Genomic DNA, 13261 nt, shown 5'->3' with positions numbered 1-13261 from the left:
GCGGTCTAACGCCGCGCAAAGGATAATCAACTGCGAGTTTTTTATTTTTTAGAATGACGTCCGTATACCACCCAGGTGATGACCACGCAGGCGATATAGAAGATGAGGAACACTTTCATCGCACCGACGGGCGTGCCGGTTAGCGCCAGCGAAGTGCCAAATGCTTTCGGGATAAAGAAGCCGCCAATGGCGCCAATCGCCGAGATAAAGCCCAGCGCTGCCGCAGTATCGGTCGCCGCTTCACGCATCGCTTTCTCTTCCGTTCCCCCTTCGGCTTTGACACGATCCATCGTCAGCTTACGGAAAATAACGGAGATCATCTGGAAAGTTGACCCACTCCCGAGCCCGGCCGTCATGAACAACGCCAGGAACACAACGAAGAAGGCGATAAAACTGCCCCCGGTGCCGTTCGTCGGCAGGGTCAGGAACAGCAGCGCGCTAAAGAGGGCCATCAATACAAAGTTAACCAGCGTAACGCGCGTCCCGCCTAAACGATCGGAGATAGCGCCCCCAGCGGAACGCGCCAGCGCGCCAATAAACGGACCGAAGAAGGCATAATGCAGGATCTGTACGTCCGGGAACTGCGTTTTCGACAGCATGGCAAACCCGGCCGAAAAACCGATAAAGGAGCCAAAAGTCGCCAGATACAGCAGGCTCATAATCCACAGATGACCCCGTTTGAGTACCGGTAACTGCGCCTTGAGAGAGGCTTTTGAGGTCGCCAGTTCATTCATGCCGAACCAGGCAGCAAGGGTGAAAATGGCGAGGAACGGCACCCAAATCCACGCCGCATTCGCCAGATACAGCTGAGAGCCGTCCGGCTGTTCCACGCCGTGGCTGCCAAACACGGCAAAGATAGAGAGGGAAACCACCAGCGGTGCAACCAGCTGCATCACACTGACGCCCATATTACCCAGCCCGCCGTTCAAACCCAGCGCGCCACCCTGCTTTTGCTTCGGAAAAAAGAAGCTGATGTTGGCCATGCTGGACGCAAAGTTTGCCCCGGCAAAACCACACAGCAGCGAAATCACAATGAACGTACTGAACGGCGTAGAGGTATCCTGTACCGCAAAACCTAACCACACGCAGGGGATGATCAGGATCCCGGTGCTGAACGCCGTCCAACGGCGACCGCCAAATAACGGCACCATAAAGGAGTATGGCACGCGTAATAACGCACCCGAAACGGAGGGTAATGCCGTTAACATAAAGAGCTGATCGGTGGTGAAGTTAAAGCCCACCTTCGGCAAATTTACCGCAACAGCACTGAACAACATCCATACACAAAACGCCAGCAGCAAGCAGGGAACGGAAATCCACAGGTTTCGACTGGCAATCCCCTGACCACGCTGTTCCCAGAATGCTGGATCTTCCGGTCGCCATTCGGTAATGACTGCGCCTGATGCCCCTTCCGGGGCGGATGAGTGACTCATAGACACCTCTGATACTCGATTCGATGTCTACCACATTAGGGTTTACAGCCGAGGGTAAGTTGATATAAATCAAAGGAAAATGCGTCATTATCGCCGCCCAAAAATCATCATTACCCGAAGTGAGTAGGCTTTTTCGACAAAAAAGATGTGGTTTTTCACGGCCCTGTCTGCCCCTCGTCCTCCCCTGCCGATCACTCCCCCACCCACGGCAATTAAGAGGTAACCCGTTATGGGTATGGGTATACTCCAGGGGATAGCCGAGAATAACGCCACTGCCGCTGTATCCCGGCAACATCATCATTCATTAAGGCTTTCCACTGACAGGAAGCGAAGGCCCGAAGGACGCAGTCACCATGTTTAAACGTTGTCTCTCCCCGCTCACGCTGGTTAACCAGGTAGCGCTCATCGTCATGCTCTCCACCGCTATTGGCCTCGCCGGTATGGCGGTCTCCGGCTGGCTGGTTCAGGGGGTTCAAGGCAGTGCTCACGCCATCAACAAAGCCGGGTCGCTACGTATGCAAAGCTATCGCCTGTTGGCGGCGATACCGTTGGATGCCAGCGATCAAAAATGGCTCGATGAGATGGACAAAACGGCATTCAGCCCGGAGCTAACCCGTGCGGCAGAACGCGACGGACAACAGGAACAGCTTAAAGCGCTACAGAATTACTGGCACGACGAGCTGTCGCCAGGATTACAAAAAGCGCAGAGCGCGCATGCCGTCGCGGAGGATGTCAGCCGCTTCGTCACCGGGCTGGATAAACTGGTGACGGCCTTCGACCATACCACGGAAATGCGTATTGAACGCGTGGTCATGGTGCACCGGGTAATGGCGGTGTTTATGGCGCTGCTGCTGGTCTTCACGATCCTCTGGCTGCGCGCCCGTCTGCTTCAGCCGTGGAAACAGTTACTGTCGATGGCCCGCGCCGTCAGTCAGCGCGATTTTACACAGCGCGCCCACATTAGCGGTCGCAATGAGATGGCCGCGCTAGGAACCGCCCTCAACAATATGTCGGAAGAGCTGGCCGAAAGTTATGCGGTGCTGGAGCAGAGAGTCCAGGAGAAAACAGCCGGTCTGGAGCACAAAAACCAGATCCTCTCCTTCCTGTGGCAGGCTAACCGCCGTCTGCATTCACAGGCGCCGCTGTGTGAGCGGCTGTCGCCAGTCCTCAATGGTTTGCAAAATTTAACGCTGCTGCACGATATTGAGCTGCGCGTTTATGACTTCGAAGATGAAGACAATCATCAGGAATTCACCTGTCAGTCTGACATCAGTTGTGACGATAAGGGCTGTCATCTCTGCCCTCGCGGCGTCCTTCCGGGCATTGAAGGGGGAACGCCCCTGAAATGGCGACTGACCGACGCCCATACCCAGTACGGAATTCTGCTGGCCACGTTGCCGCAGGGTCGCCATCTGAGTCACGATCAACAGCAACTGGTCGATACGCTGGTCGAGCAACTCACCGCCACGCTGGCGCTGGACAGGCAACAGGAGCGCCAGCAGCAATTGATTGTCATGGAAGAGCGTGCCACCATTGCCCGCGAATTGCATGATTCGATTGCACAATCGCTCTCCTGTATGAAAATGCAGGTCAGTTGTCTGCAGATGCAGGGCGATGCATTGCCAGAGAGCAGCCGGGAGCTGCTCAGTCAGATCCGCAACGAGCTGAATGCCTCGTGGGCACAGTTACGTGAGCTGTTAACCACCTTCCGTTTACAACTGACGGAAGCCGGGCTTCGGCCCGCACTGGAGTCCAGCTGCCAGGAGTACAGCGCCCGGTTTGGCTTTACGGTCAAGCTTGATTACCAGTTGCCGCCCCGGCTGGTGCCTTCACATCAGGCCATTCACCTGTTGCAAATTGCCCGCGAAGCGCTCAGTAATGCCCTCAAACATTCACAGGCGGACGAGGTGGTGGTGACGGTGGAGCAAAATGGCAATCAGGTTAAACTGACCGTCCGGGATAACGGCTGCGGCGTACCGGAAAATGCAGAACGCAGTAATCACTATGGCATGATTATTATGCGCGATCGCGCCCAAAGTTTGCGCGGCGATTGTCGTGTACGCCGCCGTGAGACTGGCGGTACAGAAGTTTCTGTCATCTTTATTCCCGAAACACACTTCAAAGAAGTTCAAGGAGATACCCATGAATAATCAGGAACCTGCAACCATTCTGTTGATCGACGATCATCCGATGCTGCGTACCGGTGTAAAGCAGCTTGTCAGTATGGCGCCCGATATTAGCGTGGTGGGCGAAGCCAGCAACGGCGAACAGGGTATCGAACTGGCGGAATCACTCGATCCCGATCTGATCCTGCTTGACCTGAATATGCCGGGGATGAACGGGCTGGAGACACTCGACAAACTGCGTGAAAAAGCGCTTTCCGGGCGAATCGTGGTGTTTAGCGTTTCCAACCATGAAGAAGATGTCGTGACGGCGCTGAAACGCGGTGCGGACGGTTATCTGCTCAAAGACATGGAGCCGGAAGATCTGTTAAAAGCCCTGCAACAAGCGGCGGCAGGCGAAATGGTGCTAAGCGAAGCCCTGACCCCGGTGCTGGCGGCCAGCCTGCGCGCCAATCGCGCAACGTCCGATCGTGACGTGACCCAACTGACGCCACGTGAACGCGATATTCTGAAACTGATCGCCCAGGGTTTGCCAAACAAGATGATTGCCCGTCGCCTCGACATTACCGAAAGTACGGTAAAAGTGCATGTGAAGCATATGTTGAAGAAGATGAAACTGAAATCTCGCGTTGAAGCCGCCGTATGGGTGCATCAGGAACGTATTTTCTGATTACTCCTCCGGGAGCAGTTGCCAGCGAGGGTCATTCTCCGGCATTGCCATAAACGGCTCGGTCAGTGATAGCGTGACCTCATTGGAAGAGACGCGCTGGCCCTGCTCGTCCTCAATGACCACCGACAACCGCCAGCGGTTTGTCGCTCCATCACGACTGTCCCACGCAGGCATAATGATGGTCCAGCCGTCTGTACTGTCGGCACTGGCGCCCGCCGTCAGGCTCAGCGCATGCGTGTCTCCCTGCCACGTCACATGCCGAATCCCGTGCAGGCTGCGCACCTGCAGTTTGAGCGGCACCGTTTCGCCCGACTGAAGATCCCAGGGCGGCGTCGCCAGGAACACGGTCAACGTTTTGCGCTGCCGGTACTCCATCGTCGGCAGATTATTACGCTGCGGCGTATCATAACGGCTTCCACGCAGCGATTTACTCTCTGCCACTTCGCTGGCCGCCAGTTGTTTTTTGAGCGGTACGCCAAAGCGATAGTTGAGGTTCAGTCCAAGATTATTTTGACTCACCCCACTTTCACCCTGTTTATGCTGTGCCGTCACGGTCACCAACGGCACAGGTGTGTAATTTAATCCCAGTTTTACCGCCACCGGATTATGGTAGCCCGTACCGGAATCGAAGAGATCCACACTGTCGCCAAAGTACTGCTCAACGCTAACGCTGGTGTTGAGATACTGATAAAACGGCATGCGCATTTGCGCCGTAATATCGTATCCCGGCGCCATACGCTGTTCGACGGTCGGTGTATCCTCGCGCCAGGAGGCAAAGGGTTGATAGTAGTTGGCAGAAAGCCGCAGATTTTCTCCCCATGCTTCTGCTCCAACGCCGGCACGCTGCAAATTCTCATCCAACAAATTGTCGTAAAAGGTGTTGTACCCCAGTAGCCAGCCATCGTGCGCCCAGCGCTGTCCGATACCGACATTGCTGACCAGTCCATCATCCTGTTGGGTGAACCCCAGTTGACTCCAGGTGAGGTAACGCGCGTTATCCTGCCAGGGGATAAACCAGCTGCCGCGGCTGCCGTTGAATTTCCCCTCGTTGTCTATTTGCATATCCACACTGGCATTGCCCCACGGCGAAAGCCAGGTTTCCAGCTGATGATTCACCTCTTCGCTGACCACATCGCGTACCTGCCCGAGCGCGAACTGGCGCGCCTGTTCGCCCGTGTCCAGACCGTTATCCGTCATGCTGGCTTCGCCAAACGCTTTGACCACCTCAGCGAAGTGTTTTTCGCCGTCACGGGATTCTGCCGCCATGCCTAAATCAGGCAGGCCATCATGATTGTTGTCAAAGGGGTTTTCCGCCTGCTGGATATACGAAGACTGGGCGCTGGCAATACCGCCTGCCAGCAGCAAGAGTAACGGGAGGGGGAGTAAACGAAAAACAATACGGCTCAAATCGTCAGCGGCTTCTTACATCAGTGAATTCAGACGTCACAACGTTAAAAGATACCTGCTCAACGTCCATTTTGCAGCTTTTTCTCACGCTTTCAGGAATATCCTTACGCTTTACCGGGGTGGTAATTCTCCCAGACTTTCATTGGTAATGCTCCGCTTGCGCGGTAACATACCCAAAGGAAGATTAGCTTATCCCGGAGAACAGGAGTCAAAATGCAAAAGATAGTGATCGTCGCCAACGGCGCGGCTTACGGCAGTGAGTCGTTATTCAACAGTTTGCGTCTGGCCATCGCACTGCGCGAACAGACCAGCGACCTGGATCTGCGTCTGTTTCTGATGTCTGATGCGGTGACAGCGGGTCTGCGCGGGCAGAAACCTGCTGAAGGCTACAATATTCAGCAAATGCTGGAAATTCTGACCGCCCAGAACGTACCGGTGAAATTATGTAAGACCTGCGCCGACGGTCGCGGGATTACTGCCCTGCCACTCATTGATGGCGTGGAAGTCGGCACGCTTGTCGAACTGGCGCAGTGGACGCTGGCAGCCGATAAGGTGCTCACCTTCTGAGGTTCGTCGCTGGAATGACCTGCCTATTTCAGCGAACTTTTCATTACCCGAACTTGCCTGCCAGTGGTCGTCGACAGGCAAGCTCGCTGAAAATGTACGGCATTTTCGAATTTAATCTTATACAGACATCTATTCACCAAAAGTTATCACGCCTCTGAAACGTTTCTGAGAAATTTTATCAGCTTTGTTGAATCGTCATGCCATTTTTTGATCAAAATCAGCATCGGCAACCCTCCCCTTTGGTGTTATGCAATGAGCGAAATGTGAACAACATCACGCAGTTCTTCCGCAAGGAAGTCAGTTGATTTCAGGACGGGGTGAAAAATGGCATTAGTGAAAACAAGTTTGAAATTGTTTGGCGGGGATACCGTGGTGGTGCGCTGTTCCGGGCGCTGCCACATTCATTTAATGAGTGACAGCACACACGCCAAAGACACGCAGACCGATATTTTAAGCGTGCAGGATCGTGACAACGCCTGGCTGACCGTACCGTACACCGGTGTATGGAATGTGCTGATCGACGCCCACAGTCAATCGCTGGAGCACTCGATCAGTTATATTGCAGCCTGATAATCTGGCCCCTGATTGCAGGGGCCTGGTTTAGGCAAAACCGGGTCTGAGAACGCCTTCTGATGGCGCATCCCCCAGCAGCGCTTTGACATTCGCCACCAGCTCGTTCAGGCAATCATCCTGCATACCCAACTTAACCAGCGCCTGTTCAAGGGAGAACAGGTATTGCGCGTTGCTGCCTAAGGGGCCGCTGGCGCGGGCAATCAATGGCGCAATGATTTGCGCCCGGGTATCGGATTCAAACAACGGATGACGGGGGTCCATAATAAAGACCAGCGCATTCACCGTCCGGCCATCATCAAGCGCTAACTGACACCATGTCGGCAGATAGCACCCGGTGATCATCTCTCGCTTCCACAAGAGCGTGAGCTCCTGTTCAAGCGTGTCGTCAGGTAGCCGGTAGGCAACGCCGGTGGTGCGCCCGCCCTCTTTCAGCGCCAGCATGCGGCCAGGCCGACACGCCGTACCGCGCCCCGCCGTCAGACGAAGACAAAATGCCCGATGCCAGCCGACTAAGGTGCCGGTACAGGACTCATCAAACTCTAACGCCGGATTCCAAATCAACGATCCATAACCAAAGATCCACACCGGTCCATCATCTGGTCTACCTGCAAGCGTGGCCGCCAGTGAGGCTGCCCGTTGTTCTGCTGACCAGAATAGTGATTCTTCAATAGCACCAAATGCCGTCTTACAGTCGGCATTTAATAAAAAATCACGCGTTAACACCTTACACCTCCGCCACTGCATACTTCCCTGTGACACTTTTTTTGACGCCTTCCGGGCATTTTTGCTGTTCATTCTGAAACCAATAACAGGACAATATGCAATTCACCGGCCGCATGCAAGACAACTGCCCTGCTGCGGCGCACCAATTGCTCATCGCGCGTATCGCAGGAATCACTAACTCTCTGGAAACGATACTATTCGGTTTTTCTCCTCATCTGGCATCGTTACATTTTCGTACTCTTTTCTCACGCCCCTTTCGTCTGCACACAACGTCTTTTCCGGGAGTGAAATGATGTACAGCGCATCGCACATATTAATTTGCTGCGCTTATTTTTTGTTTTATCTAAATACTAATCTGCTGTTATTTAAATACTCTATAAACAAGATAGATGCTTTTATTCACTTTGCCTGCACCAGGCGGCAATGCGGTAAAATTTCGTAAAACCACTCTGGTCAGGCTGCGTTTTCTGTTACTTTTCACAATCTTTGTTACATTTATAATTAAAAGCACCTGCACAGATGGAGAATCATAATGACGCATGCGCATGAGGCGGTAAAAACCCGCCACAAGGAGTCTTCGCTTATTTTCCCGGTTGTAGCCCTGGTGGTACTGTTCCTGTGGGGAGGCAGTCAGTCACTACCAGCGGTCATCGGAATTAATATTCTTGCCCTTGTTGGTATTTTAAGCAGCGCGTTCAGCGTTGTCCGTCACGCGGATGTATTAGCCCATCGCCTCGGCGAACCCTATGGCTCACTGATTTTAAGCCTTTCGGTGGTTATTCTCGAAGTCAGTTTAATTTCTGCCCTGATGGCAACCGGCGATGCTGCGCCAACCCTGATGCGCGACACGCTCTATTCGATCATTATGATCGTGACGGGTGGTCTGGTCGGCTTTTCTTTACTGTTAGGCGGCCGTAAATTTGCCACGCAATATGTGAATTTGTTTGGTATTAAGCAATATCTTATTGCTCTGTTTCCGCTGGCGATTATCGTTCTGGTCTTTCCAATGGCGTTGCCGGGTGCGGATTTTTCCACCGGTCAGGCACTGTTGGTTGCCGCGATTTCCGCAGCAATGTATGGCGTATTTTTACTGATTCAAACCAGAACGCACCAAAACCTTTTTATCTACGAGCATGAGGATGAGGGTGACGACGATGACCCGCATCACGGCAAACCTTCAGCACACAGCAATATGTGGCACGCAATATGGCTGATCGTACATCTGATTGCCGTCATTGCCGTGACAAAAATGAACGCCAACCCGCTGGAAATGTTATTGACCGAAATGAATGCCCCCGTGGCATTTACCGGTTTCCTGGTGGCGCTGTTGATTCTCTCCCCTGAGGGATTAGGAGCACTGAAAGCGGTATTGAGTAACCAGGTACAGCGCGCCATGAACCTGTTCTTTGGTTCCGTACTGGCGACCATTTCCCTGACCGTACCGGTCGTTACGCTGATTGCATGGGCAACCGGCAACGATCTGGTCTTTGGGTTAGGCGCACCCGAAATGGTGGTAATGGTGGCATCGTTAGTCCTCTGCCATATCTCATTCTCAACGGGACGTACTAACGTCCTGAACGGCGCTGCGCATCTGGCATTGTTTGTCGCCTATTTGATGACAATATTTGCCTGAGCCACAAATGTAAAAAAACCCGCGCTGCGGGTTTTTTTATGTCGTTACATCGGGCGCTTAAACGCCAGTCGACGTAGTAACGGGACAACTTAGTTCTCGGTGTCGAGCTCGTCGAAGCTTTTCACCAAATCATCAATCGCTTTAATCTGGGTCAGGAATTGCTCCAGTTTGGCCAGCGGCAGCGCTGACGGACCGTCACATTTTGCGTTGGCCGGATCCGGATGCGCTTCAATAAACAGACCCGCCAGACCCACCGCCATACCGGCACGCGCCAGTTCGGTAACCTGAGCACGACGACCGCCAGAGGCTGCGCCAAACGGATCGCGGCACTGCAGTGCGTGGGTGACGTCGAAAATAACCGGAGAGTTACCGGAGACTTTCTTCATCACGCTAAAGCCCAGCATATCGACAACCAGGTTGTCGTAACCAAAGTTAGCGCCGCGGTCGCACAGAATAACCTTGTCGTTACCGCCTTCGTGGAATTTGTCGACGATGTTACCCATCTGACCCGGGCTGACGAACTGGGGTTTTTTCACGTTGATAACGGCACCGGTTTTCGCCATCGCTTCAACCAGGTCGGTTTGACGCGCGAGGAACGCTGGCAACTGAATCACGTCAACGACATCCGCAACAGGCTGCGCCTGGCTGGCTTCATGAACGTCGGTGATCACTTTCACGCCAAACGTCTGCTTCAGTTCCTGGAAGATTTTCATCCCTTCTTCCAGGCCTGGGCCACGGTAAGAGTGAATCGAGGAACGGTTGGCTTTATCAAAAGAGGCCTTGAACACATAAGGAATACCCAGTTTCTGAGTAACAGTCACATAGTGCTCACAAATGCGCATCGCAAGATCGCGGGATTCCAGCACGTTCATACCGCCAAACAGCACGAACGGCAGGTCATTTGCCACGTTGATGTCGCCAATGCTAACCACTTTTTGTTTCATAGGATCGCCTTAGTGATGAGTAAGAATGTCGATAAATTAATGCAGTACAATTTGCTTGTGCGAAATAGTATTAATCTGCGCACGAATCATTTCGCTGATCGGGTCTTCCGGACACTGTTCAACGAAATAGCTTAAATCGGTCAGCGCAACATGTTCACATTCCAGCTGCGCGTAAATCAATCCGCGGTCACGTATCTCATACGGATCTTCTGGATTAAATTGCAGTAACGCTTCACTGGCACGCAATGCCAGCTCCATCTGCCGCTCTTCCATTAATGATGACTTCAGGGTGTCCAACAATTTACGGATTACTTCAGCGTTATCGGCTTCATCTAAATCCTCGTTGAACAGTTCCGCCACCGGGCTGATGTTCCCCTTCAGCCAGACTTCCAGCGTATGTTCATCAAGCGTTTCACCGTTGAACGGGTTAATCAGCCACATTTCCCCTTCCAGTGATTCAATTCGCAGAATCAGCTGCGTCGGAAAAATCACCGGAACCAGAGGGAGATCCAGGCGGTTAGCCACCCACAGTAAGATAGCCCCCAGCGAGACTGCGCTGCCCTGCCGGTTCTTCAGAACCTGATCGAGCCATAGTGCATCAGAAAGACGGTAGACGCCCTGGGTATCCGTAAATCCCCATTCGCCATAAAACAGTGCCAGCAGTTTTTCCAGTTGCTCATCCTGAGACAGGAGCTGGCTAATTTCTTCGTGCGCCAGACTGGCCAGTCGTTCCAGCTCGTCGTAGACAGATTGCGTCGGGAAATCCAGACGGATCGACTCCGATGCCAGGATCATCCCATCGCACAATGGCGCGTTATTAAATTCGAAATCAGCTAACGACTTCATGACTTACCCCAGTAACGGTATTTTTGTGGTGGCGAGTTTAATGATGATGTACAGCACCACCAGCGCCAGCGGGAAAGCGATCACACGCGCCTGCTGACTGCGCGCCTGACGATAATCAAGCGCAATAAAACCCAAAACGATGTAAATGATAACTCCAAACAACTTCTCAGTCAGCCATGTACCTTGTTCGGTGAATGGCAGGACGTGCGTTTTAAGGATTAACGCCACGCCGCTCAGCAGCAATACGGTATCAATAACCGGCGGCACAATCCGTGTCCAGCGGGCGGTTGCCCGCGGATTTCCGCTGTAACGCCACCAGTAACGTAGCGTCAGCAGACTGACTGAAAGCGCAATACTGATGAGATGAACACCAAGAAGCAGGTTAAACGTCGTCATAACGCGATACACCCAAGCGTGATACGCTCGTTATCGCCATAATCACGACAGGTCTCAATCTGCGTATACCCCGCCTGACTGAATGCGTCTCTGACCAATGCCCCCTGCTGCCAGCCGTGCTCCAGTAGCAGAAAGCCGCCGGGGGTCAGCGCATGACGCGCCTGCGCAATAATGTGCGCAATATCCGCCATCCCTTGATCACTGGCAACCAGCGCCGACAACGGTTCGAATCGCACATCGCCCTGATAAAGGTGCGGGTCCTGCGCATCAATATACGGCGGATTACTGACGATCATCTCAAACGACTGCCCCTGCAATGCGCTGAACCAGTCGCTCTGCAGGATATGTACATTGGGGATCGCCAGATGCGCTTTATTACGCAATGCCAGCGCGACCGCGTCGGCCATGCGATCGACCGCAACCACATCGCAGTCCGGGCGTTCGCTCGCCAGCGCCAGCGCAATGGCGCCAGTACCGGTTCCCAAATCAAGAATGCGACATGCGGTGGCAGGCAAACGCGCCAGCGCCTGCTCGACCAGACACTCGGTATCAGGTCGCGGGATCAGCGTAGCCGGTGAGACAAACAGCGGCAGCGACCAGAATTCACGCACCCCAATCAAATGGGCAATGGGTTCTCCCCGCTGGCGGCGAGCGAGTAACTCAGCCAGTTGATCGCACTGCGCATCGGTTAACGCCGTCTCGCCAAACGCCAGGATAAAGGTACGCGTTTTGCCGGTCACATGCGCCAGAAGGATCTCGGCATCGCGACGCGGGCTTTCGCTCTGCGCTAATTGGCTTATCGCGTCACGCAGCCAGTGCTGGTAATCCATTATTCCTGCTCGGACAACGCTGCCAGTTGGTCGGCCTGATACTCCTGGACAATCGGCTCAATGAGCATGTCCAGTTTACCTTCCATTGTTTCATCCAGACGGTAAAGCGTCAGGTTGATGCGGTGATCGGTGACGCGCCCCTGCGGGAAGTTATAGGTGCGGTTACGATCGCTGCGATCGCCGCTGCCCAACAGGTTACGACGCTCAGACGCTTCCGCCTGCTGACGTCTTGCCACTTCGGCTGCACGAATACGCGACCCCAGCACCGACATCGCTTTGGCTTTGTTCTTATGCTGTGAACGTTCGTCCTGACACTCGACGACAATGCCGGTCGGCAAGTGGGTAATACGGATTGCAGAATCGGTGGTGTTAACGTGCTGACCACCCGCCCCTGATGAACGGAAGGTATCAATACGCAGGTCAGCCGGGTTGATATCCGGCAGTTCCGCTTCGGGTACTTCCGGCATCACCGCTACGGTACAGGCGGAAGTATGGATACGCCCCTGTGACTCCGTCGCCGGTACACGCTGCACACGATGGCCGCCAGATTCGAATTTCAGTCTGCCGTAAACGCCGTCGCCGCTCACTTTGGCAATGATCTCTTTATAACCGCCATGCTCGCCTTCGTTAGCGCTCATGATCTCCACCCGCCAACGGCGAGCTTCGGCATAGCGGCTGTACATACGGAACAGATCGCCGGCAAACAACGCCGCCTCATCACCACCGGTCCCGGCACGCACTTCGAGGAATGCGTTACGTTCGTCGTCCGGATCTTGTGGCAACAGCAGAACCTGCAGCTGTTGCTCCAGTTGTTCACATTTATCTTTTGCTTCGCGCAGTTCATCCTGCGCCATTTCACGCATTTCAGGATCGTCGAGCATCATCTGTGCTGTTTCAATATCGTCCTGAATCTGTTGCCAGTCCGTAAAACAGCGAGAAACATCGCTTAATTGCGCATACTCACGCGACAATGCGCGAAAGCGTTCCTGATCTGCGATGGTTCCCGCATCACCCAACAATGCCTGAACTTCTTCATGGCGTTCATGCAGGGCTTCCAGTTTGGCAACGATAGAAGGCTTCATAGGCGTAAATGCACCCTGTAAAAAATAGATTGGT

General features: G+C 53.7%; 13 protein-coding genes. 5 read left to right on the top strand and 8 right to left on the bottom strand.

Annotated features, from left to right (window positions below):
- Positions 1-41 precede the first annotated feature (41 nt).
- Positions 42-1433: a NarK family nitrate/nitrite MFS transporter gene (locus P2W74_RS10555; protein WP_276294888.1), complete on the bottom strand. Its 1392-nt coding sequence runs from the start codon at positions 1431-1433 to the stop codon at positions 42-44.
- Between the two features lie 353 nt (positions 1434-1786).
- Here P2W74_RS10555 and narX point away from each other — a divergent pair, with 353 nt between their 5' ends.
- Together narX and narL are read left to right on the top strand one after the other, a co-directional pair.
- Entirely contained in the window at positions 1787-3583 is a 1797-nt protein-coding gene (narX, locus tag P2W74_RS10550; protein ID WP_276294887.1) for a nitrate/nitrite two-component system sensor histidine kinase NarX, read from the top strand.
- On the top strand, positions 3576-4226 hold the full coding sequence (gene narL / locus P2W74_RS10545; protein WP_079804583.1) for a two-component system response regulator NarL: 651 nt from the start codon (positions 3576-3578) through the stop codon (positions 4224-4226). The genes narX and narL overlap by 8 nt, the downstream gene beginning before the upstream one ends.
- Here narL and P2W74_RS10540 read toward each other — a convergent pair whose 3' ends face one another.
- Positions 4227-5633: a YchO/YchP family invasin gene (locus P2W74_RS10540; protein WP_276294886.1), complete on the bottom strand. Its 1407-nt coding sequence runs from the start codon at positions 5631-5633 to the stop codon at positions 4227-4229.
- A 213-nt stretch (positions 5634-5846) separates the two neighbouring features.
- On the opposite strand from P2W74_RS10540, the gene P2W74_RS10535 reads away from it, so the two are divergent.
- Positions 5847-6200, top strand: coding sequence for a DsrE/DsrF/TusD sulfur relay family protein (locus P2W74_RS10535; protein WP_276294885.1), 354 nt, complete (start codon positions 5847-5849; stop codon positions 6198-6200).
- Between the two features lie 324 nt (positions 6201-6524).
- Positions 6525-6770, top strand: coding sequence for a DUF1883 domain-containing protein (locus P2W74_RS10530; RefSeq protein WP_276294884.1), 246 nt, complete (start codon positions 6525-6527; stop codon positions 6768-6770).
- 30 nt (positions 6771-6800) lie between these two features.
- Here P2W74_RS10530 and P2W74_RS10525 read toward each other — a convergent pair whose 3' ends face one another.
- Positions 6801-7496, bottom strand: a complete 696-nt coding sequence (locus P2W74_RS10525) for a gamma-glutamylcyclotransferase (protein WP_276294883.1) — start codon at positions 7494-7496, stop codon at positions 6801-6803.
- Positions 7497-8028: 532 nt separating this feature from the next.
- On the opposite strand from P2W74_RS10525, the gene chaA reads away from it, so the two are divergent.
- Positions 8029-9129, top strand: a complete 1101-nt coding sequence (gene chaA, locus P2W74_RS10520) for a sodium-potassium/proton antiporter ChaA (protein WP_276294882.1) — start codon at positions 8029-8031, stop codon at positions 9127-9129.
- A gap of 89 nt (positions 9130-9218) precedes the next feature.
- Here the strand turns inward: chaA and kdsA are convergent, their stop codons facing one another.
- Genes kdsA through prfA form a run of 5 tightly spaced genes read right to left on the bottom strand, consistent with a single transcriptional unit; the run spans position 9219 to position 13227 of the window.
- Positions 9219-10073: a 3-deoxy-8-phosphooctulonate synthase gene (kdsA, locus tag P2W74_RS10515; RefSeq protein ID WP_003020772.1), complete on the bottom strand. Its 855-nt coding sequence runs from the start codon at positions 10071-10073 to the stop codon at positions 9219-9221.
- Positions 10074-10109: 36 nt separating this feature from the next.
- Positions 10110-10919, bottom strand: coding sequence for an invasion regulator SirB1 (sirB1, locus tag P2W74_RS10510; protein ID WP_276294881.1), 810 nt, complete (start codon positions 10917-10919; stop codon positions 10110-10112).
- 3 nt (positions 10920-10922) lie between these two features.
- Positions 10923-11315 carry an invasion regulator SirB2 gene (gene sirB2, locus P2W74_RS10505; protein WP_276294880.1) on the bottom strand — a complete coding sequence of 131 codons (393 nt, stop codon included), beginning with the start codon at positions 11313-11315 and terminating at the stop codon, positions 10923-10925.
- Positions 11312-12145, bottom strand: a complete 834-nt coding sequence (gene prmC / locus P2W74_RS10500; protein ID WP_276294879.1) for a peptide chain release factor N(5)-glutamine methyltransferase — start codon at positions 12143-12145, stop codon at positions 11312-11314. Before prmC ends, sirB2 begins: the two co-directional genes overlap by 4 nt.
- Complete coding sequence (gene prfA, locus P2W74_RS10495) at positions 12145-13227, bottom strand: peptide chain release factor 1 (RefSeq protein ID WP_276294878.1); 1083 nt, start codon at positions 13225-13227, stop codon at positions 12145-12147. Before prfA ends, prmC begins: the two co-directional genes overlap by 1 nt.
- Between the last annotated feature and the right edge of the window lie 34 nt (positions 13228-13261).

Source organism: Citrobacter enshiensis (assembly GCF_029338175.1).
Classification (GTDB): Bacteria; Pseudomonadota; Gammaproteobacteria; order Enterobacterales; family Enterobacteriaceae; genus Citrobacter_D; species Citrobacter_D enshiensis.
Note: the sequence above shows the minus strand (reverse complement) of the source record. Positions and strands in the feature narration are given on the sequence as shown.